17 protein-coding genes are annotated in these 16,924 nt (G+C 72.7%); 5 read left to right on the top strand and 12 right to left on the bottom strand.

The annotated features are described in order from the left end of the window. Window positions 1-64 precede the first annotated feature (64 nt). From AWW66_RS06750 to AWW66_RS06785, 8 genes are all read right to left on the bottom strand, one after another. Entirely contained in the window at window positions 65-1,021 is a 957-nt protein-coding gene (locus tag AWW66_RS06750) for a glycosyltransferase family protein (protein ID WP_157527214.1), read from the bottom strand. Then, window positions 1,018-2,427: a hypothetical protein gene (locus tag AWW66_RS06755; RefSeq protein WP_157527216.1), complete on the bottom strand. Its 1,410-nt coding sequence runs from the start codon at window positions 2,425-2,427 to the stop codon at window positions 1,018-1,020. Before AWW66_RS06755 ends, AWW66_RS06750 begins: the two co-directional genes overlap by 4 nt. A 182-nt stretch (window positions 2,428-2,609) precedes the next feature. Next, window positions 2,610-3,230, bottom strand: a complete 621-nt coding sequence (gene rdgB, locus AWW66_RS06760; RefSeq protein WP_067361317.1) for an RdgB/HAM1 family non-canonical purine NTP pyrophosphatase — start codon at window positions 3,228-3,230, stop codon at window positions 2,610-2,612. Next, on the bottom strand, window positions 3,230-3,955 hold the full coding sequence (rph, locus tag AWW66_RS06765) for a ribonuclease PH (protein ID WP_067361320.1): 726 nt from the start codon (window positions 3,953-3,955) through the stop codon (window positions 3,230-3,232). The genes rdgB and rph overlap by 1 nt, the downstream gene beginning before the upstream one ends. Window positions 3,956-4,028: 73 nt before the next feature. Then, window positions 4,029-4,775 (bottom strand): MBL fold metallo-hydrolase, encoded by a 747-nt coding sequence (locus tag AWW66_RS06770; protein WP_067361323.1) that lies wholly within the window; start codon window positions 4,773-4,775, stop codon window positions 4,029-4,031. A gap of 261 nt (window positions 4,776-5,036) precedes the next feature. Beyond that, the gene (locus AWW66_RS06775; protein WP_067361325.1) at window positions 5,037-6,002 is read right to left on the bottom strand and encodes a PLP-dependent cysteine synthase family protein; all 966 of its coding nucleotides are present in this window, start codon (window positions 6,000-6,002) and stop codon (window positions 5,037-5,039) included. Window positions 6,003-6,013: 11 nt separating this feature from the next. Next, window positions 6,014-6,364 carry a MoaD family protein gene (locus AWW66_RS06780; protein WP_067361329.1) on the bottom strand — a complete coding sequence of 117 codons (351 nt, stop codon included), beginning with the start codon at window positions 6,362-6,364 and terminating at the stop codon, window positions 6,014-6,016. Window positions 6,365-6,428: 64 nt separating this feature from the next. After that, window positions 6,429-6,917 (bottom strand): M67 family metallopeptidase, encoded by a 489-nt coding sequence (locus tag AWW66_RS06785; protein ID WP_067361332.1) that lies wholly within the window; start codon window positions 6,915-6,917, stop codon window positions 6,429-6,431. 145 nt (window positions 6,918-7,062) lie between these two features. Here AWW66_RS06785 and AWW66_RS06790 point away from each other — a divergent pair, with 145 nt between their 5' ends. Next, window positions 7,063-7,923, top strand: coding sequence for an aldo/keto reductase (locus AWW66_RS06790; RefSeq protein ID WP_067361339.1), 861 nt, complete (start codon window positions 7,063-7,065; stop codon window positions 7,921-7,923). Window positions 7,924-8,025: 102 nt separating this feature from the next. On the opposite strand, the gene AWW66_RS06795 is transcribed toward AWW66_RS06790, so the two are convergent. Both AWW66_RS06795 and clpS read right to left on the bottom strand, forming a co-directional pair. Beyond that, window positions 8,026-8,523 (bottom strand): DUF2017 domain-containing protein, encoded by a 498-nt coding sequence (locus tag AWW66_RS06795; protein WP_211271857.1) that lies wholly within the window; start codon window positions 8,521-8,523, stop codon window positions 8,026-8,028. Window positions 8,524-8,525: 2 nt separating this feature from the next. Then, entirely contained in the window at window positions 8,526-8,816 is a 291-nt protein-coding gene (gene clpS, locus AWW66_RS06800; RefSeq protein WP_067361443.1) for an ATP-dependent Clp protease adapter ClpS, read from the bottom strand. Window positions 8,817-9,064: 248 nt separating this feature from the next. Between clpS and AWW66_RS06805 the strand changes: the two genes are divergently transcribed. The 3 genes from AWW66_RS06805 to AWW66_RS06815 all read left to right on the top strand — a co-directional run bounded on the left by AWW66_RS06805 (window position 9,065) and on the right by AWW66_RS06815 (window position 12,249). Next, window positions 9,065-10,351, top strand: coding sequence for a nicotinate phosphoribosyltransferase (locus AWW66_RS06805; RefSeq protein WP_067361346.1), 1,287 nt, complete (start codon window positions 9,065-9,067; stop codon window positions 10,349-10,351). Between the two features lie 31 nt (window positions 10,352-10,382). Beyond that, entirely contained in the window at window positions 10,383-10,964 is a 582-nt protein-coding gene (locus AWW66_RS06810; RefSeq protein WP_067361350.1) for an isochorismatase family protein, read from the top strand. 61 nt (window positions 10,965-11,025) lie between these two features. Next, on the top strand, window positions 11,026-12,249 hold the full coding sequence (locus tag AWW66_RS06815) for an MFS transporter (protein ID WP_067361353.1): 1,224 nt from the start codon (window positions 11,026-11,028) through the stop codon (window positions 12,247-12,249). Between the two features lie 170 nt (window positions 12,250-12,419). Here AWW66_RS06815 and ctaD read toward each other — a convergent pair whose 3' ends face one another. Beyond that, complete coding sequence (ctaD, locus tag AWW66_RS06820; RefSeq protein ID WP_067361356.1) at window positions 12,420-14,177, bottom strand: aa3-type cytochrome oxidase subunit I; 1,758 nt, start codon at window positions 14,175-14,177, stop codon at window positions 12,420-12,422. Window positions 14,178-14,318: 141 nt separating this feature from the next. Next, window positions 14,319-15,431: an FAD-dependent monooxygenase gene (locus AWW66_RS06825; RefSeq protein WP_067361361.1), complete on the bottom strand. Its 1,113-nt coding sequence runs from the start codon at window positions 15,429-15,431 to the stop codon at window positions 14,319-14,321. A gap of 298 nt (window positions 15,432-15,729) precedes the next feature. Here AWW66_RS06825 and AWW66_RS06830 point away from each other — a divergent pair, with 298 nt between their 5' ends. Continuing rightward, a complete protein-coding gene (locus tag AWW66_RS06830; RefSeq protein WP_067361364.1) occupies window positions 15,730-16,863 on the top strand; it encodes a glycoside hydrolase family 12 protein in 1,134 nt (377 codons plus the stop codon). Window positions 16,864-16,924 lie beyond the last annotated feature (61 nt).

Consider the following 16,924-nt stretch of genomic DNA (forward strand, 5'->3'; position numbering starts at 1 on the left):
CCCTCCCCCGGCCGCGCCGGAGCGGCCCCGGCCGACCGGCCCCCGGTCGCGGCCGGTCGCCGGGTCACCGGGCGGCCTCGGTTGTCACGTGCGCCCGTAGCTGCGCCAACTCCTCCCGGGTACGCCACATCCACTGCTCCCGCGCCGCCGCGATCCGGCCGGGCAGGCTGCGGTCCTCCGTGATCGCCTGGCGGATGCCGGCGGCGAGGGCGGCGCGCTCGTTGGCGACCAGCGTCGCGAAGCTGCCGAACAGCTCCTCGGTGGTGCCGGTGCGGGAGAGCACCAGGGGCCGCAGCGCGCTCAACGCCTCGCACGCGCCGCTGGGCTGGCAGCCGTCCCGGTCGGTGAGCACCACCACCGCCCGGGACGCGGCCACCGCGGCCTCGTAGTCGGGCAGGTCGAGGAAGCCGAGGCCGTGCAGGTTCGGCAGGGCGGCGGCGCGCTCGCGCAGCCCGTCCGGCAGCTTGTGCAGCGGGGCGGTGGTGGCGAAGGTGACGTCCGGCATCGACGCGATCACGTCGACCAGGACGTCCATCGGCTCGTCCGGGGCGGCGGTGGCGACCACGAAGACCCAGCCGCGCGGGGCGGCCGGCGGGATCGGGCGCAGCGGGTCGTGCACCACCAGCGTGCGCAGCCCGGGGAAGGCCGCGCGGGCGATCTCGTCGGCCTGCCGGTTGTGGGTCAGCACCAGCCGGGCGCCGCGCAGCACCCGCTCGGTGCCGGGCACCTTCCGCCACCAGGACTGGAACTGCCCGTTGTGCGCGTCCACCACGTACGGCACCCGGGCCAGCAGCGGGGCCAGGCCGGGCAGGTGCGGCTGAGTCTGGGCGAGCACGTACGAGGGCCGCCGGGACCTGATCAGGGCCAGGTCGTCGCGGCTGTGCGCCAGGTAGTCCGAGGGGCGCAGCACCTTGGACGTGGCCCGGTGCGGGCGCCACACCATCTCCGCGCCCAGCGCCTCGGCGAGCACGTCCGAGCGGCGCTGGTACCGCTTCCAGGAGATGAACATCGGCTGACTCATGGACGACCACCTGTTCCGCCCGCGTCGGGCACCGTCGCGTCGTCGCGTGGATGGACCGCGATGACCAGCACGTGTGAGAAGAGGAACAACCACATGAAGTACGAGTAGGCGGTGGGCTTCTGGGTGACCGCGAAGACCGCCGAGGTGAAGTAGAGGACGGCCAGCGCCCACTGCCCGTCGAAGGTGGTGAGCCGGCTCGTGGTCCGCCACAGGGCGGCGAGGATGACGCCCATGCAGACCAGCCCCAGCACGCCCCACACCACGAAGACCCGGATCGGGTCGCTGTGGGTGTTCCACGGCTCGTAGCCCAGCCCGGTCAGCCAGACGTCGACCGGGGCGCCGCCCCACGCCTGGGCGATCTCGTACCAGATCTCGCCCCGGCCGCGCATGAAGTCCTTCGAGTTCAGGTCGAGCGAGCCGATCTGGGTCACCAGGAACCGGGCCCGGTCCCACAGGAAGGAACCCCAGCCGACCAGCAGGACGGCCACCCCGGCGGCGAGCACCAGCCCGGCCGGGACGGCGATCCGCAGCGGCAGCCCCCGCACCCAGCGCAGCAGCGCGGGCAGCCGGCGCAGCTCCATCGCCACGACGACCAGGCCGACACAGAGGATGGTCAGCCGGTGCGTGGAGACCACGGCGGTGGCGACCATCACCGCGATCAGGGCGAACCGCAGCACCGGCCGGATCCGCAGCCGGTCACCGGCGGCGTACAGGATGAAGACCGCGAACAGCAGCAGCCGGCCCAGCGAGGCCGGGTGGAAGTAGCCACCCGAGGCGCGACCGATGTTGCCGCCGGGCAGCTTGAAGAAGAACGTGTAGTCGACCAGCCCGGCCACCTGGAGCCAGGCGATCCCCGCGTGCACCACGGCCCCGAACAGCACGAGCAGCAACACCCAGCGGATCCGGTCGGCGGAGAACCAGTGCGGCCGGGCGAGCAGCACCGCCAGCAGCACCACCGGCGCGAACCCGACGGCGAGCTGGGCGGCCTGGGTGAGCGTGCCCCGGGTCGGCTCCACGTACGAGCCGAAGATGTCCCGCAGGCCGGTCGCCGCGAACTGGTCGACGAAGTCGGCACGCGAGGGCAGCAACAGCAGGTCGGCCACCGACAGCAGGCCCAGCACCAGCAGCGCGACCAGCGCCGGGGTCAGCTTCCCGGGCAGCCGGCGGGTCATCACCAGGACGCCGACGAAGGCCAGCACCATCAGCAGCGCGCCCAGCGTGCTCGCCACGAACCCGGCGTCCATGCTGTCCTGGGCGGTCTTCGGGCCGGGGATGTCGAACAGGGGCTTCAGGCCCAGCAGGGCCAGCGCGGCGACCACCAGGTACCAGGTCGGCGACTCCAGCCGGCGGCCCGCGCTGCGGCCGGGCTCCGGGTCGGCGTGCAGGGTCGACGCCGGCTGGTTCATCGGCGGACGGCCGGTGGCCGGGACCCGCACGGCCGTGTCCGGCCGCGATAGCTGTCCACGTCGTTCCTCCCCGCAACGTCCTGTCCGGGGGGCACTATACGCCAGAGCCGAGCGTGGCCGGTGCGCTCGGCGGGCCCCCCGGAGCCGCCGGCCGGGGCGGATCCGGGGGAACCGGGCGGAGGTCAGCCGGCGGCCGGCGGCAGTACCTTCGCGACCAGCTTCGCCAGGTCGCGCAGCGCCTTGCCGCGGTGGCTGATCGCGTCCTTCTCCGGCGGGGTCAGCTCGGCGTTGGTCCGGTCCTGCCCCTCGCCGAGGAAGATCGGGTCGTACCCGAACCCGCCGTCGCCACGCGGGGCGCGCAGCAGCCGGCCCGGCTGGCGGCCGTCGACCAGGTGCTCCTTGCCGCCGGGCAGCACCAGGGCGACCGTGCAGACGAAGGAGGCGCCCCGGTGCTCGTCGGGCAGGTCGGCGATCTGGTCCAGCACGAGCTGGAGGTTTGCCTGGTCGTCGCCGTGCCGGCCGGCCCACCGGGCGCTGAACACCCCCGGCATCCCGTTGAGCGCGTCGACCGCCAGCCCCGAGTCGTCGGCGATCGTGGGCAGGCCGGTGCGCCGGCAACCCTCCCGGGCCTTGATCAGCGCGTTCTCGCCGAAGGTCAGGCCGCTCTCCGGCAGCTCCGGGTAGTCGTCCACGTCGTCCAGGCCGAGCAGGGCGACCCGGTGCGCGCCGAGCGCCCCGTCGAGAATCCGCTGCAACTCGATGAGCTTCTTGCGGTTGCGGGTGGCGAGCAGGACCTTGTTCATCAGGAGAGCGCCTTTCGTTGGGCCTCGGCCAGTTCCACACAGCCCGCCACGGCCAGGTCGAGCAGCGCGTCGAGCTGGTCGCGGGCGAAGACCCCGGCCTCACCGGTGCCCTGCACCTCGACGAACTCGCCGTCGCCGGTGCAGACCACGTTCATGTCCACCTCGGCGGCCACGTCCTCGGCGTAGTCGAGGTCCAGCCGGGGCTCGCCGGCGATCACGCCCACGCTGACCGCGGCGACCGACCGGTGCATCACCTTCTCCACCCTGCCGGTCAGCGCCTTGCGCGCGGCCAGCCAGCTCACCGCGTCGTGCAGGGCGACGTAGGCGCCGGTGATCGCCGCCGTCCGGGTACCCCCGTCGGCCTGGAGCACGTCGCAGTCGAGCACGATCGAGTTCTCGCCCAGCGCCTTGAGGTCGACGGCGGCCCGCAGGCTCCGCCCGATCAGCCGGGAGATCTCGTGGGTCCGCCCCCCGACCCGGCCCTTGACGCTCTCCCGGTCCGACCGGGTGTTGGTGGCCCGGGGCAGCATCGCGTACTCGGCGGTGACCCAGCCGAGCCCGGAACCCTTGCGCCAGCGCGGCACCCCCTCGGTGACGCTGGCCGTGCAGAGCACCCGGGTCCCGCCGAACTCCACGAGCACGGAGCCCTCCGGATGGGTGCTCCAGCCCCTGGTCAGGGTCACCGGTCGGAGTTGGTCGGGCCGCCGCCCGTCAGGTCGCGCCATCCCTGCACCCTATGCGTTGGCGTGATCGACCCGTGGCCGGGTCCGGGGGCTCGGGGCGGCGCGGGTCCGGGGCTCAGATGTCGTAGGTGGCGCCGGGGCGGACCACCTCGAGCGGGCCGACGTACGCGGCGGCGGCCGACTCGACGGTGTGCGCCTCGCTGCCCCACGCCGCCACCAGGTGGGTCAGCAGCAGCCGCCCCACCCCGGCCTTGGTCGCCGCCTCGCCCGCCTCCCGGCCGGTGAGGTGCAGGTCCGGCGGGTTGTCCACACCGTCGAGGTAGCTGGCCTCGCAGAGGAAGACGTCGGCCCCCTGCGCCAGCCGCAGCAGCGCGTCGCAGGGCGCGGTGTCGGAGGAGTAGCAGAGCACCCGTTCCTCGTGCTCCAGCCGCACGCCGTACGTCTCGATCGGATGGTTGACCCGGTCCACGGTGACGCTGAACGGGCCGATCGGGAAGGTGCCGGGTTGCAGGCCGTAGAACTGGTACACGTCCTCGACGGTGCTGTTCTCCTGGCCGTACGCGGTGGCGAGCCGGTCCGGCGCGCCGGAGGGGGCGTACACCGGCAGGGCCGGGTACGGCCCGTCGGGCGCGTACCGGCGCACCACGACGTACGACGCGGCGTCGAGCATGTGGTCGCAGTGCAGGTGGGTGAGGAGGATGGCGTCGACCGCGTGCAGCCCCGCGTACCGCTGGAGGGTGGACAGCGCCCCGGAGCCGAAGTCCACCAGGAGACGGAAGCCGTCGGCCTCGACCAGGTACGCCGAACAGGGTGAGTCAGGACCGGGGAAGCTTCCCGCGCAGCCCAGGACGGTCAGACGCATCCGGTCGTCCCGTTACCACGCGCCGTAGTCACCGCACCGGCAACGCTCCCACCGATGATCTTTACCGACGCGTACGCCACGCTGCGCAGCCTACGCCCACGTGAGCGGGGCACGAATCATCTCGTGCAAGTTGTCGCGAACGTGACACCGCCCCCGACGAACCTCGTCGGTCGACTCGTACGCGCGTCACCGTGCCACCACGGACCGGTAACGGACAGCGATCGGCCCGGCCCGGCTCAGCGCCGGACCGGGCCGCGACCGTCAGGCCCAGAGCTGACCCTCCAGGGCCTCCTCGGCGTCGGCGAGGGTGCCGCCGTACGCCCCGGTGGAGAGGTACTTCCAGCCGCCGTCGCAGACCACGAAGGCCACGTCGGCGCGGCGGCCGTCCCGGACCGCCTCGTGCGCCACCGCCAGCGCCGCGTGCAGGATGGCCCCGGTGGAGAAGCCGGCGAAGATCCCCTCCACCTCGACCAGTTGCCGGGTCCGCAGCACCGCGTCCCGGGTGCCCACGGAGAACCGGCGGGAGAGCACGGTGGCGTCGTACAACTCGGGGACGTACCCCTCGTCGATGTTGCGCAGGCCGTAGACCAGCTCGCCGTAGCGGGGCTCGGCCGCGACGATCTGGATCGCCTCGACCTTCTCCCGCAGGTACCGGCCGGTGCCCATGAGCGTCCCGGTGGTGCCCAGACCGGCCACGAAGTGGGTGATCGTGGGCAGGTCCCGCAACAGCTCCGGGCCGGTGGTCTCGTAGTGCGCCCGGGCGTTGGCCTCGTTGCCGTACTGGAAGAGCATCACCCAGTCGGGGTGCTCCGCGGCGATCTGCTTCGCCACCGCGACGGCCTGGTTCGAGCCGCCGGCCGCCGGCGAGAAGATGATCTCCGCGCCGTACATCCGGAGCAGTTGCACCCGCTCGGCGGAGACGTTCTCCGGCATCACGCAGACCAGCCGGTACCCGCGCAGTTTCGCCACCATGGCCAGCGAGATGCCGGTGTTGCCGCTGGTCGGCTCCAGGATGGTGTCGCCCGGGCGGAGCCGGCCAGCCGCCTCGGCCGCGCGCACCATGAACATCGCCGTGCGGTCCTTGATGCTGCCGGTCGGGTTGCGGTCCTCCAGCTTCGCCCACAGCCGCACCGGCGGCGCCCCGTCGGGCACCGTCGGGGAGAGCCGGGGCAGCCCGATCAGCGGCGTGCCGCCGCAGGCGTCCAGCAGGCTGTCGTACCTGGCCATGGCGGGCGCCGTCAGCGACCGGCGGAGCCGGCCACCGCCACCGACGCGGCGTGCGAGGCGATCGCCGCCGCGGCGGCGAAGCCGAACGCGCCCCCGGCCACCGCCGGCAGGATGGTGATGCTGTCGCCGTCGCTGAGCTTGGCGTCCAGCGCGCCGAGGAAGCGGACGTCCTCGTCGTTGACGTAGACGTTGACGAACCGGTGCAGCGCGCCGGTCTCGGTGACCAGCCGGCCCTTCAGCCCGCCGTGCCGCGAGTCGAGGTCGGTGAGCAGGTCGGCCAGGGTCTCCCCGGAGCCCTCGACGACCTTCGCGCCGCCGGTGTAGCTGCGCAGGATGGTGGGGATGCGAACCTCGATGGCCATGATGTCGTAACTCCTTGATCGGGTATGCCTCGGTGACGGGAACAGGTGGGCCGGCGCTGGGGTCTCAGCGGTCGGAACACTCGTAGTCGACCGTCGCCGGGCTCTGCCCGAACATGTAGGACTGCACGGCGTGCGGGTCCACGGCGGCGTCCAGGACCCGCACCGGCTCCTCGGTCACCACGCCGTCCACGATCCGGAAGGAACGGATCTCCTCACGGTCCGGCTCGCGGGTCGAGACGAGCAGGTAGTGCGCGCCCGGCTCACCGGCGAAGGAGATGTCCGTCCGCGACGGGTACGCCTCGGTGGCGGTGTGCGAGTGGTAGATCACGACCGGCTCTTCGTCCCGGTCGTCCATCTCCCGCCAGACCCGCAACTGCTCCATCGAGTCGAACTCGTAGAAGGTCATCGAGCGGGCGGCGTTGTCCATCGGGATGTGCCGGGTCGGGGTGTCGCTGCCGACGGGACCGGCGACCACGCCGCACGCCTCGTCGGGGTGGTCCCGGCGCGCGTGGGCGACGATCGCGTCGACGATCGACCGGTCGATGCTCAGCACGTGCCCCAGCCTAACGCCTGTCGGGCCGCAGGCCGAAGTGGCCGCTGTCACCTTCCCACCGGCCGGGCAGGCAATCTGGTTTTTTCGGCCCGGCGGGAACGGGTACGAACGCCGGAGCACCCCGACGAACGACGGAGGAGAACACATGCAGCAACGCCGCATCGGCGCGGTACGGGTCGGCGCGATCGGGCTCGGCGGGATGCCGATGTCGCTCGGCGGTCGCCCCGACACCGACCGCGCCGTCCGGACCATCCACGCGGCCCTGGACGCCGGGGTCACCCTGATCGACACGGCCGACGCGTACTCGCTGGACTCGACGGACTTCGGGCACAACGAGTCGCTGATCGCCCGCGCCCTCGCCGGGTACGGCGGGGACACCTCCGGCGTCCTGGTCGCCACCAAGGGCGGGCACACCCGTCCCGGCGGGTCGGAGTGGGGGCTCGACGGCTCCCCGGAGTACCTGCGGGCCGCCTGCGACGCCTCGCTGACCCGGCTCGGCGTCGAGGCGATCGGGCTGTACCAGTTCCACCGGCCGGACCCCCGGGTGCCGTGGGCCGACTCGATCGGCGCCCTGCGCGACCTGGCCGACGCCGGCAAGATCCGGATGGCCGGCATCTCCAACGCCGACCCCGACCAGATCCGCACCGCCCGGGACATCCTCGGTGACCGGCTGGCCTCCGTGCAGAACCAGTTCTCCCCGGAGTTCCGCAGCAGCGAGAAGGAGCTCCGGCTCTGCGCCGAGCTCGGGATCGCCTTCCTGCCCTGGTCGCCGCTGGGCGGCATCGGCCGGGCCGGGGACCTGGGCGGGCGGTTCCGCCCGTTCGCCGAGATCGCCGAGGCGCGCGGGGTCAGCCCGCAGCAGGTCTGCCTCGCCTGGCAGTTGGCGCTCGCCCCGGTCGTCGTACCGATCCCGGGCGCGAGCCGGCCGGAGACGATCCGGGACTCCGCCGCGGCGGCCGACCTGACCCTCGACGACCGGGAACTCGCCGCCCTCGACGCCGCCTGACCCCCACTCGCAGGCCCCCGGTGCAAGGAAGGGCCCCCTGTTAACAGGGTGGTGTTAACAGGGGGCCCTTCCTCTACCGGAAGCGTTAGGAGGGGCCCTTCCTCACTCCGCGATGAGGGCGTTGAGCAGGGACTCCTGGAGGTAGCCGAGGTAGGCGTAGACGGAGAGCTGGAAGACCCGCGAGGAGCTCGGGTCGGCGGCCATCGCCACGTCCAGTTCCGCGCCCAGGTCGGTGCCGTCCTTGATCTCCAGCCGGACGCCCATCGCCAGCCGGGCGTCGTTGAGCGCCCGCAGCCACGCCTCGGCCGCCTCGGCGTCGAGCCGCACCTCGCCGCCGGCCTCGTCGGGCAGGGCGGCGAGGATCGCGCCGGCCTGGTCGATCTTCGCGGTCTTGAGGTCGCCCTCGGTGTACCGGCGGAACTCCGCCGTCCCGGCCGCGTCCTCCGGGTACACCTCGGGGAAGAGCCGGCCGACGACCGGGTCGGTGTGGTCGAAGCCGTCGGTGAGCAGGCCGACCACCTCGGAGGCGACCTTGCGCAGCACCCGGACCTCGTCGACGGCGAAGGTCGCCACGTACCGGTCCCCCCGGCGGCGGAACATGCTCACGAGCGCTCCACCGTCGCCCAGAGGCCGTACGCGTGCAGCTGCGACGCGTCGTGCTCCATCCGCTCCCGGGCCCCGCTGGAGACCACCGCCCGCCCCTTGTGGTGCACGTCCAGCATCAACTGCTCGGCCTTCTCCCGGCTGTACCCGAAGAGCTTCTGGAAGACCCAGGTCACATAGCTCATCAGGTTGACCGGGTCGTCCCACACGATCGTCACCCATGGCCGGTCGGCAGCCGGCACCTCATCGGTGTCCGGCGTCTCGACTGGTGCAACCTGAGGAGCCGCCATGCCCCCCATCGTGCCACCGGATCCGGCGAACCGATGAACCGGAACACCCGCCGTGTCCCCGGCACCCCCGCGCGGCCCGTCCGGACCGGCCGGGCCGGGGCACCCGGCGGCCGGGTGACCGAGCCCACCCCGGCCCCGGCGCCGACCCCACCACAGGGCACCTGACCAGCGGAACCGACACCGGCGACGGAGACCGGCGCAGCGGGCCGGGCCGACACGGACGCCGGACGAACTCTAGGCTGGCACACGTGAGCACCTTTCGCCCCGCGCTGCTGACCGACCACTACGAGCTGACCATGGTCAGCGCCGCGCTGCGGGACGGCACCGCCGACCGGCGCTGCGTCTTCGAGGTGTTCAGCCGCCGGCTGCCGGCCGGCCGCCGGTACGGGGTGGTCGCCGGCACCGCCCGGCTCGTCGAGCTGATCCGCGACTTCCGGTTCACCGGGGAGGAGGTCGACTTCCTCCGCCGGACCGGGGTGGTCGACGAGACGGCCGCCGCCTGGCTGGCCGACTACCGGTTCACCGGCGACGTCGACGGGTACGCCGAGGGGGAGCTGTTCTTCCCCGGCTCGCCGATCCTCACCGTCTCCGGCGGCTTCGCCGAGTGCGTGGTGCTGGAGACGCTGGTGCTCTCGGTGCTCAACTACGACTGCGCGGTGGCCGCCGCGGCGGCCCGGATGGTCACCGCCGCCCGGGGACGGGCCCTGATCGAGATGGGGTCGCGGCGGGCCCATGAGGAGGCGGCCGTGGCCGCCGCGCGGGCCGCGTACCTGGCCGGGTTCCGGTTCACCTCGAACCTGGCCGCCGGGCAGCGGTACGGCATCCCCACCGCCGGCACCGCCGCGCACGCCTTCACCCTGCTGCACGACGACGAGCGGGCCGCCTTCGCCTCGCAGGTCGCCACGCTGGGCAGCGACACCACGCTGCTGGTCGACACGTACGACATCAGCCAGGGCATCCGCAACGCGATCGAGGTGGCCGGGCCGAAGCTGCGGGCGGTCCGGATCGACTCCGGCGACCTGGCGGTCATCGCCCACCAGTCCCGGGAGCTGCTCGACTCGCTGGGCGCCACCGAGACGAAGATCATCGTCTCCGGCGACCTCGACGAGTACGCCATCGCCGCCCTCGCCGCCGAGCCGGTCGACATGTACGGCGCGGGCACCTCCGTGGTCACCGGCTCCGGCGCACCCACCGCCGGCCTGGTCTACAAGCTGGTCGAGGTGGAGGGGCGGCCGGTGGTCAAGCGCTCCGAGCACAAGGCCACCATCGGCGGCCGGAAGGTCGCGGTCCGCCGGCACAAGCCGACCGGTACCGCCACCGAGGAGGTCATCGTCCCGCAGGGCGTACCGGACCGGCAGGCCAACGACCGGCTGCTGCAACGGACGTACGTGGCCGGCGGCGAGCCGGCCGACCTGCCGTCGCTGGACGAGTCCCGCGAGCACCTGCGAGAGTGTCTGATCTCCATCCCCTGGGAGGGGCTGAAGCTCTCCGCCGGCGACCCGGCGGTCCCGGTCACCGTCGTACCCGCCGGCTGACACCCCCGGCGGGGAGGAAAGGAGCCACCCGGTGGGCAATGCGTTGATCATCGTGGACGTGCAGAACGACTTCTGCGAGGGCGGTTCCCTCGCGGTGGCCGGCGGGGCCGGGGTGGCGGCCGGGATCTCCCGGCTGCTCGCCGCCGAGCCGGACCGCTGGGACCACGTGGTCGCCACCAAGGACTACCACGTCGATCCGGGCGACCACTTCGGCGATCCGCCGAACTTCATCGACACCTGGCCCCGGCACTGCGTGGTCGGCACCGACGGCTCCGAGTTCCACCCGGAGCTGGACACCGGCCGGGTGGAGGCGATCTTCCACAAGGGCGAGCACGCCGCCGCGTACTCGGGCTTCGAGGGGCACGCGGCGGACGGCGAGTGCCTGGCCGACTGGCTGCGTCGGCACGACGTGGACCGGGTCGACGTGGTGGGCATCGCCACCGACCACTGCATCCGGGCCACCGCCCTGGACGCGGCCCGGGAGGGGTTCGCCACCACCGTGCTGCTGGACCTGACCGCCGCCGTCGCGCCGGCCACCACCGACGTGGCGCTGCGCGCCATGGACGGCGCCGGGGTGACGCTGCGCGGCGCCCCCGTGATCCGGAGCGCATAACCGGAAAATTGGTGGTGCGGGTCGTACCCGGGGGCCAGGATGTCGCCCGGAGGTCGACCACGTGAACCTGAAGCCCTACCGGGAGGCGCTCGCCCTGCCCGGTCTCCGCTCGTTGCTGCTGGTGTCGGTGTTCGCCCGGTTGCCGATCACCGCCGCCGGTATCACGCTGACCTTCTACGTGGTGCTGGACCTCGGGCGCGGGTACGGCGCGGCGGGGCTGGTGGGCGCGGCGCTGACGGTGGGCTCCGCGGTCGGCAATCCCCTGCTGGGCCGCCTGATCGACCGACACGGCCTACGCCCGGTGCTGGCGCTGACCACGGTCGCCGAGGCGGTGTTCTGGGCCGCCGCGCCGGCCCTGTCGTACCCGTTGCTGCTGCCGGCCGCGTTCCTCGCCGGCCTGCTGGCGCTGCCGGCCTTCTCGGTGATCCGCCAGTCGATCGCCGCGCTGGTGCCGGCGGAGCGCCGCCGGCCGGCGTACGCGCTGGACTCGATGTCGACCGAGCTGTCCTTCATGATCGGCCCGGCGCTGGCGGTGGCCGCGGCCACCACCGTCTCGGCCCGCGCCACGCTCTGGGCGGTCGGTGCCGGGATCGTGCTCTCCGGGGCCACCCTCTGGCTGCTGAACCCGCCGACCCGCAGCGCCAGCGAGGCCACCACGCCCGCCCGGCGGCTGCCCCGCCGGGCGTGGCTCACCCCCCGGCTGCTCGCCGTCCTGGCGGGAGGTGCCGCCGCCACCGTGGTCCTGGCCGGCACCGACGTCGCCGTGGTGGCCGTGCTGCGGGAGAACGGCGCGGTCGGCTGGACCGGCGTCGTCCTCGCCGCCTGGGCGGTCTCCTCGCTGGTCGGCGGCTTCGCGTACGGGGCGGTCAGCCGGCCGGTCTCCCCGCTGGTGCTGCTGGCCGCGCTGAGCCTCTGCACCATCCCGGTCGGCCTCGGCGGGGGCCACTGGTGGCTGCTCTGCCTGGCCCTGGTCCCGGCGGGGATGCTCTGCGCGCCGACCCTGGCGGCCACCGCCGACCTGGTCAGCACCCTGGCCCCGGCCGAGGTACGCGGGGTGGCGATGGGTCTGCACGGCTCGGCGGTGACCGTCGGCATGGCGGTGGGCGCCCCGCTGGCCGGGGCGGTCATGGACCGCAGCGCCCCGGTGTGGGGCTTCGTGGTCACCGGGGCGCTCGGCCTGCTGGTCGCCCTCGTCGTCCTCCCGGTGGAGCTGCGCCGCCGGGCGACGCCCCCGGCGGCGGGCACGGACGCCGAGCAGCTCGCCACCGCCGGCACCGCCCACTGACCGCCGCCGCGGGTGGCGCGGGGCACCCCCCGACCGGAGCGGTCGGCCCGCCGGCACCCGCTCCCCTCGACGCCGCGTGCCGCGCGATCGGCGACGGGCACCGGGCAGACGGCGACGGGCGCCGTACCCGGTGTGGGTACGGCGCCCGTCGGACGCGCGGGTCGGACCGCTCAGCGGTCGATCGTGGTCTCGGTGTCCTCCTGGTAGCTGGCCCCGCCGTTCGCCTCGCGGGTCAGCGGCTTGGCACCACCCTCGGGCGGGCCGGCCAGGGACTGGCCGCCGGCGGCCAGCTCCGGGAACTTGTAGTCGAACGCCGGCCGCTCGGAGCGGATCCGGGGCATCCGGTCGAAGTTGCGCAGCGGCGGCGGCGAGCTGGTCACCCACTCCAGCGAGTTGCCGTGGCCCCACGGGTCCTCGACCTCGACCACCGGGCCGGCCTTGTAAGACTTCCAGCAGTTGTAGATGAACGGCAGCGTGGAGACACCGGTGATGAACGCGCCGACCGTGGAGATCATGTTCAGCGTGGTCCAGCCGTCGATGGCCTGGTAGTCGACGTACCGGCGGGGCATGCCCTCGTTGCCGAGCCAGTGCTGCACCAGGAAGGTGGTGTGGAAACCGACCATGGTGAGCCAGAAGTGCACCTTGCCGAGGCGCTCGTCGAGCATCCGGCCGAACATCTTCGGGAACCAGAAGTAGATACCGGCGAAGACGGCGAACACGATGGTGCCGAAGAGCACGTAGTGGAAGTGCGCGACGACGAAGTACGAGTCCGAGACGTGGAAGTCCAGCGGCGGGCTGGCCAGCAGCACACCGGTCAGACCACCGAAGAGGAAGGTGACCAGGAAGCCGATCGCCCAGAGCATGGGCGTCTCGAAGCTGATCTGGCCGCGCCACATGGTGCCGATCCAGTTGAAGAACTTCATCCCGGTCGGGACCGCGATCAGGAAGCTCAGGAAGCTGAAGAACGGCAGCAGCACCTGGCCGGTGGCGAACATGTGGTGCGCCCAGACGCTCATCGACAGGGCGGCGATGGCGATGGTCGCGGCGACCAGACCCTTGTAGCCGAAGATCGGCTTGCGGGAGAAGACCGGGATGATCTCGCTGATGATGCCGAAGAACGGCAGCGCGACGATGTACACCTCGGGGTGGCCGAAGAACCAGAACAGGTGCTGCCAGAGCAGCGGCCCGCCGGTCTCCGGGGCGTAGATGTGCGCGCCGAGGATGCGGTCGGCGGCGAGCGCGAAGAGCGCGGCGGCCAGCAGCGGGAAGACCAGGATCACCAGGAGGCTGGTGACCAGGATGTTCCAGGTGAAGATCGGCATCCGGAACATCGTCATGCCGGGCGCGCGCAGGGTCAGGATCGTGGTGATCATGTTGACCGCGCCGAGGATCGTGCCCAGACCGGAGATGGCCAGACCGACGATCCACATGTTCGCGCCGACACCCGGCGAGTGCTCGACGCTGCTCAGCGGCGCGTACGCGAACCAGCCGAAGTCGGCCGCGCCGCCCGGGGTGAAGAAGCCACCCATGGCGATCGTGCCGCCGAAGAGGTACAGCCAGTAGGCGAAGCTGTTCAGCCGGGGGAACGACACGTCCGGCGCGCCCACCTGGATCGGCACGATGTAGTTCGCGAAGGCGAACACGATCGGCGTCGCGAAGAACAGCAACATGATCGTGCCGTGCATCGTGAACAGCTGGTTGTACTGCTCCGGGGAGAGGAACTGCATCCCGGGCACGGCCAGCTCGGCCCGCATGACCAGGGCCATCAGACCACCGATCATGAAGAACACGAACGCCGTGATCATGTACATGATCCCGATCTGCTTCGCGTCCGTGGTGCGCAGCAACCGCGCGAGGGCCGACCCCTTGACCGGTTCTCGGACCGGCCAGGGCCGGGTCACGACCGGCTTCGGTGCGACGGTGGTCACGAATGGCCTCCGGTTCTCGGTTGTCCCGCTCGGCTGCGCGCTGGTGATCTGCGAGCCGTCATCCGCAAGGAGGATAGTCCCCGGCAGGTCGGAACCCGGTTCGGGGGTGCGCCGGGGTGACACCCCAAGCCACCCGGTCGATCACAGCGGGTCCACCAGGAGCCGGTAGTGCTCACCGAAGATCCGTCCACCCCGCCCACGCAGCAGGGGATCGCGCAGCGCCGGCGGCACGTCGCGGGTCCGGTTGCGGTCCCGGGTCCGGTCCCGCACCCACCGGGTACGCGGCCGGCGTCGGCTCTCGTACGCCACCAGGGCCGCCTCGACGGTGTCGGCTTTGGTCAGCGCGTCGGCCAGCACCACGGCGTCCTCCAGCGCCATCGCCGCCCCCTGGGCCAGGGTCGGGGCGGTGGCGTGCGCGGCGTCGCCGACCAGCAGCACCCGTCCCCGGTACCAGCGGCCCAACTCGACCTCGTCGGTGCGTTCGGCGCGCACCTCGACGTCGGTCAGCGCGTCCAGCACCCGGGGCACCGGCCCGCCGTACCCGCCGAAGAGTTCCCGCAGCCGCGCCCGGGGGTCGGCGGGCACGTCGGTGCCGGCCTCGTCGGCGTAGCAGTACAGTCGCCCGCCGCCGATCGGGATGGTCAGGAAGCTGGCCCGCTGGCCGAGCAGGGCGGTCCACTCGGTGACCCGGGGACCACCCCGGAGCACGGCACGGTAGACGACCTGGCCGGCGGGGCGGGGCGGGCCGCCGAGCGCGGCGAGGGTACGCACCGAGGAGCGCGGCCCGTCGGCACCGATGAGCAGGTCGTACTCCCCGGTGGTGCCGTCGACGAAGGTGACCCCGACCCCACCGGGCAGCAGGTCGACGGTACGCACCTCGGCACCGTGCCGGACCGCCCCGCCGGCCCCGGTGAGCAGTACCCGGTGCAGTTCGGCGCGGGGCAGGGCCCGGCACTCGCCGACCCCGCCCCAGAGGGCGCCGAGGTCCACCTCGCAGAGCGGGTCCCCGGCCGCGTCGAGGAACCGCTGCCGGTGGATGAGCTGGCCGAGGGGGCGCACCGGCCCGTCGAGGCCGAGACGCCGCAGCGCGCGGGCGGCGTTGCCGGGCAGGTACAGGCCGGTGTCGGCAAGCTCACTCGGGGGCTGCTTCTCGGTGACGTCGGGCCGCAGACCGACCATCCGCAGTGCCCGCGCGACGGCGAGGCCAGCGATGCCCGCGCCGACGATGAGGACACGCAGGGAGGAACCGCCCATCGTGCTGTACGCCTCCGAGGGGGTGCGGGACGCGTTGGAGGCAAGACACTACTCGGTGCAATCGTGGCACGCCAGGGGCGTTCGACCCGCGCGTCGACCCCACCCTCACCCGCGTCGATCCACCTCCCCACAGGTCATGACCATCACGCCAGGTCCGACCCGGTCCGCGCGGGCGGACCTGCGACGATCCAGTTGCGTGAGCATTTCATACATGTGAATGTATCGGTTGAACCTGGGAGCGCTTCCGCTCGTACCCCACGGCAGTCCGGCGCCCCCAACGCCCGAGCCGAGGAGCATCATGAGACGAACCCTGCGGGCCGTCCTGGCGGCCGGCCTGCTGGCCGCCGGCACGGTCGTCGCCGTCGCCCTGGGCGGCAGCGCGTCCGCCGACACCCAGATCTGCGAGCAGTACGGCTCGACGGTGATCCAGAACCGGTACGTGGTGCAGAACAACCGCTGGGGCACCACCGCCCAGCAGTGCATCAACGTCACCGGAACCGGCTTCGAGATCACCACCCAGAACGGCAGCAACCCCACCAACGGCGCGCCGACGGCGTACCCGTCGATCTTCGTGGGCTGCCACTACACCAACTGCTCCCCCGGCACCAACCTGCCGATCCAGGTCAGCCAGATCAGCAGCGCCACCAGCGCCATCAGTTACCGGTACGTCAGCGGCGCGGTCTACAACGCCTCGTACGACATCTGGCTCGACCCGAGCCCGAAGCGGGACGGGGTGAACCAGATGGAGATCATGATCTGGCTCAACCGGCAGGGCCCGATCCAGCCGATCGGCTCCCCGGTGGGCACCGCCACCATCGACGGCCGGAGCTGGGAGGTGTGGCGGGGCAGCAACGGCTCCAACAACGTCATCTCGTACCTGGCCCCGTCGGCGATCAGCAGCGCGAACCTCAACCTGCTGGCCTTCATCACCGACACCCGCAACCGGGGCGCGATCACCAACTCCTGGTACCTGACCAGCATCCAGGCCGGGTTCGAGCCGTGGCAGGGCGGCGCCGGTCTCGCCGTCACCAGCTTCTCCGCCGCGGTCAACGGCGGCGGCACCAACCCCACCACGCCGCCCACCACCCCGCCGACCACGCCGCCCGGCGGCAGCGGCGGCTGCGCGGTGAAGCACACCGCCAGTTCGTGGAACACCGGCTTCACCGCCGACCTGCAGATCACCAACACCGGCTCGACCACGGTCAACGGCTGGACCCTGGTCCACAGCCTGCCCGCCGGGCAACAGGTCACCAGCGCGTGGAACGCCACGGTGAGCCAGAGCGGCAGCACGGTCACCGCCCGCAACGTGGGCCACAACGCCACGATCGCCCCCGGCGGCACCGCCAGCTTCGGTTACCAGGGGACGCTTTCCGGGGCGTACGCGGCGCCGACCAGCTTCACCCTCAACGGCGTCACCTGCACACGGTCCTGACCCACCCGGCGCGGGCCGGCGGCACCACCGGCCCGCGCCGGTACTGGCGGCGCCCTCGGCC

Origin of the sequence: Micromonospora rosaria (assembly GCF_001567585.1) — a bacterium.
GTDB classification, from domain to species: Bacteria; Actinomycetota; Actinomycetes; order Mycobacteriales; family Micromonosporaceae; genus Micromonospora; species Micromonospora rosaria.

Excerpts from the sequence above, each read along its gene's own strand:
- AWW66_RS06780 (WP_067361329.1), bottom strand. The coding sequence starts at position 6,364 with ATGGCCATCGAGGTTCGCATCCCCACCATCCTGCGCAGCTACACCGGC.
- AWW66_RS06830 (WP_067361364.1), top strand. The coding sequence starts at position 15,730 with ATGAGACGAACCCTGCGGGCCGTCCTGGCGGCCGGCCTGCTGGCCGCC.
- AWW66_RS06755 (WP_157527216.1), bottom strand. The coding sequence starts at position 2,427 with ATGAACCAGCCGGCGTCGACCCTGCACGCCGACCCGGAGCCCGGCCGC.
- AWW66_RS06775 (WP_067361325.1), bottom strand. The coding sequence starts at position 6,002 with ATGGCCAGGTACGACAGCCTGCTGGACGCCTGCGGCGGCACGCCGCTG.
- AWW66_RS06770 (WP_067361323.1), bottom strand. The coding sequence starts at position 4,775 with ATGCGTCTGACCGTCCTGGGCTGCGCGGGAAGCTTCCCCGGTCCTGAC.
- clpS (WP_067361443.1), bottom strand. The coding sequence starts at position 8,816 with ATGGCGGCTCCTCAGGTTGCACCAGTCGAGACGCCGGACACCGATGAG.
- AWW66_RS06795 (WP_211271857.1), bottom strand. The coding sequence starts at position 8,523 with ATGTTCCGCCGCCGGGGGGACCGGTACGTGGCGACCTTCGCCGTCGAC.
- AWW66_RS06825 (WP_067361361.1), bottom strand. The coding sequence starts at position 15,431 with ATGGGCGGTTCCTCCCTGCGTGTCCTCATCGTCGGCGCGGGCATCGCT.
- AWW66_RS06750 (WP_157527214.1), bottom strand. The coding sequence starts at position 1,021 with ATGAGTCAGCCGATGTTCATCTCCTGGAAGCGGTACCAGCGCCGCTCG.
- rdgB (WP_067361317.1), bottom strand. The coding sequence starts at position 3,230 with ATGAACAAGGTCCTGCTCGCCACCCGCAACCGCAAGAAGCTCATCGAG.
- rph (WP_067361320.1), bottom strand. The coding sequence starts at position 3,955 with ATGGCGCGACCTGACGGGCGGCGGCCCGACCAACTCCGACCGGTGACC.
- AWW66_RS06790 (WP_067361339.1), top strand. The coding sequence starts at position 7,063 with ATGCAGCAACGCCGCATCGGCGCGGTACGGGTCGGCGCGATCGGGCTC.